We start from the raw sequence: 2,434 nt of genomic DNA on the forward strand, positions 1-2,434 counted from the left end.
TACCACCTAAAATGGTGTCCGGGATGATTAGACCACTACAGAGTAAAAAGACCAAGGTGCTGCTCACCTTGGCCAGTCTTACTATTTTACTCTGGTGAGTGAACCACTATCAGAGTGGGCGAAAGGCTTGCCATAGACCTGCAAGCTAGTGGTTTGGTTGTACTTGAGTTTGTCTTTTTCTGAGAAGTCGAGCGTTAATGTAAAGTCTGTCGTCGTGTCATTGGCTGTCATATAGGTGCTTTCAGCAATGCCACGCTTCCCTGTTTTGAAGTCAATCTTGTTGCCAGCTTTGCCTTCGGTCACAACACAAACTGCACGAGGAATGCAGTATGAGTTATAGACAACTTGATTTTTCTTGTCATAGATAAGGTAGCCACGTTGGTCGTGGAATTTTCCATTATCCCTTTTTCTGAATACCTCCTGCTTGTAGTACATCGCTACAAGGTACTGCTCACTGGCATTCTTCGCATCTGCAGCAGGTTCGAAGGTAATCGTTTCATAAAATGGCTCTACAGCTGGGCCACCTTTGCCTACTTTGCTCCCTTCCTGCCCTGGCGCAACATCTACACCACCTGTATCAGTGCTTTTCCATGTTCCTGCCAACTGGGCGAGGGGGCCAAAATCCAGGCCGTTTATCATTGTGTCTGAGTCTGCGTAAGCCAGAGTTGAACTGGCCAATAAAATAGCTGGAATTACTAACTTACTCATATATAACTCCCATCAGAGGTTACCGTTATTATTGTTTTCAGCGCCCTGAATTTAAAAATGTGAGGGAGCAGGGTCAATATGATATTGGTAGCTATGTCTGGTTTTGTGAGTCGAGGTTTGTTTTTTGCTATGAATAAAAACCAGCTCTGATCTGAATCAGTTTTCATTTCCAGATTTAAAAAACACTAATGTGAATCTAGATCAAATTTTTATTTTTGACTACTGGATATTCGAAGTCTAAATTAATAATTGTTTTGGGGACGTACATTCGGATACAAACCGTCACCAACTACACACGGAATTTTGCGGAGCCCAGTCGTAGGATGAAGTCATGGAGAACGGCTCCATCACCCAATAAGGATTGAGACCATGAAAAAGATCATCCCCCTGGCAGTAGCAGCAGTTTTCGCCCTGACCTCTGGTTTCACCATGGCGGCTACCCCGGCCAAGGCTGTGTCACCGCGAGCGGTCCAAACCAAGGTAGTCAAAAAGCAGCATCATCAAACCAAGCATCATGCCAAGGCTCCGGCAGTTAAAGTTGCGCCGGCAACCAAATAAGTTTGATGGTAGTGAAGTAAGCGGAGAGTAAGCAAAGGTAGGCTGATGCCTCCCTTATATTATCTTCATTGAAAACTCACTGATACAATTAGATGTTTTCAATTTAAGTGAGGATTACTTTGTTACGAGCATCGCGAGCTTGTTTCAGATAAAACTCTATGTCGTTAATGAGCTCCATCAAGGAATCCACCGTGACAGCCTGATTGTTCAGATCCCGAAGCGTTGTCTCAAAACTAAATAATTCTGTGGACAACTTAGTGGTTTCCGTCGCAAGCGCGGCCATGGACGTTCCCGCCATTCCAATAGTGTCTGGCTGTGCCAGAGCCGTGTTCACTGTCCGCAGACTTTCTTGAAAGGCCTCTACCACACAGGTCTGCTTCGTTATCGCCTTAAAGACTTCATCGCGAATTTGGGTGAGTTGATTAAACTTAATGGTTTTGTCAATAACTGCCAATATTTTGTTAATTTGCTTTACTGATAGCTCGATTGACTTCTTCGCAGCTCCAACCTCCGGAACTGCGACATCCTCCGGAGCAGCGGCATCCTTCGGGTCAGTATCAAGAAGGTTCGACAGCTCCATTTCATCTGGCAAGAGTCCAACAAGGTTTTCAGTAGGCCCACCTCGAGCTTCATCAACAGCTGCAGCTAATGTAGCGTAGCGATCTTTGAGAGTTTTGAGACGAGAGGACTCACGATCAACATCCTGTTTTAGGCGTTCATGGTTTGCTGTCTCGGTGGCTGTGGCATCTTTAAGTCGCACCGAGGTTTCTTTTCCAAATGTTGATAGGCGCGTGGCAGGCTCAGAAAGCTCAGTCGCAGCATTTTTAAAGTCCGCGAGAGTGGATGATACTACGTTACTCAAATTGCCTTGCAACTGTGTCCGTGCGGCGTTGGCCTGGTCAGTAGATATTTTGCCCGTGTGTTGGGCTTCGTCAATTTCTCCAATTTTTTGTTGAAGTTGTTGAACTGACTTCATGTTGTTTAACGAGGTGGGCAGTAAGGCAAGAGCATTGCTGATCTCTTTGTTAATATCGTCTACCACAGTAGCAGCAAGATTAATGCGATCAGCAAAGTAGGAATATACTCCATCACTTGTCGCAGGAACGCATCGCTTTATAGTTGTGACGGCGTTGTTTCCCAAATCGATACAGCTTGAATGGAACTAACT

General features: G+C 45.2%; 3 protein-coding genes. 1 reads left to right on the forward strand and 2 read right to left on the reverse strand.

Annotated elements, in window-relative coordinates:
• Nucleotides 1-81: 81 nt before the first annotated feature.
• A complete protein-coding gene (locus tag L972_RS16510) occupies nucleotides 82-708 on the reverse strand; it encodes a heme-binding beta-barrel domain-containing protein (protein ID WP_047439639.1) in 627 nt (208 codons plus the stop codon).
• A 369-nt stretch (nucleotides 709-1,077) separates the two neighbouring features.
• Here L972_RS16510 and L972_RS16515 point away from each other — a divergent pair, with 369 nt between their 5' ends.
• Nucleotides 1,078-1,266 carry a hypothetical protein gene (locus L972_RS16515; protein ID WP_047439641.1) on the forward strand — a complete coding sequence of 63 codons (189 nt, stop codon included), beginning with the start codon at nucleotides 1,078-1,080 and terminating at the stop codon, nucleotides 1,264-1,266.
• A 103-nt stretch (nucleotides 1,267-1,369) separates the two neighbouring features.
• Here L972_RS16515 and L972_RS16520 read toward each other — a convergent pair whose 3' ends face one another.
• Nucleotides 1,370-2,407 (reverse strand): hypothetical protein, encoded by a 1,038-nt coding sequence (locus L972_RS16520; protein ID WP_047439643.1) that lies wholly within the window; start codon nucleotides 2,405-2,407, stop codon nucleotides 1,370-1,372.
• Between the last annotated feature and the right edge of the window lie 27 nt (nucleotides 2,408-2,434).

The organism is Aeromonas sp. ZOR0001, assembly GCF_000801015.1.
GTDB classification, from domain to species: domain Bacteria; phylum Pseudomonadota; class Gammaproteobacteria; order Enterobacterales; family Aeromonadaceae; genus Aeromonas; species Aeromonas veronii.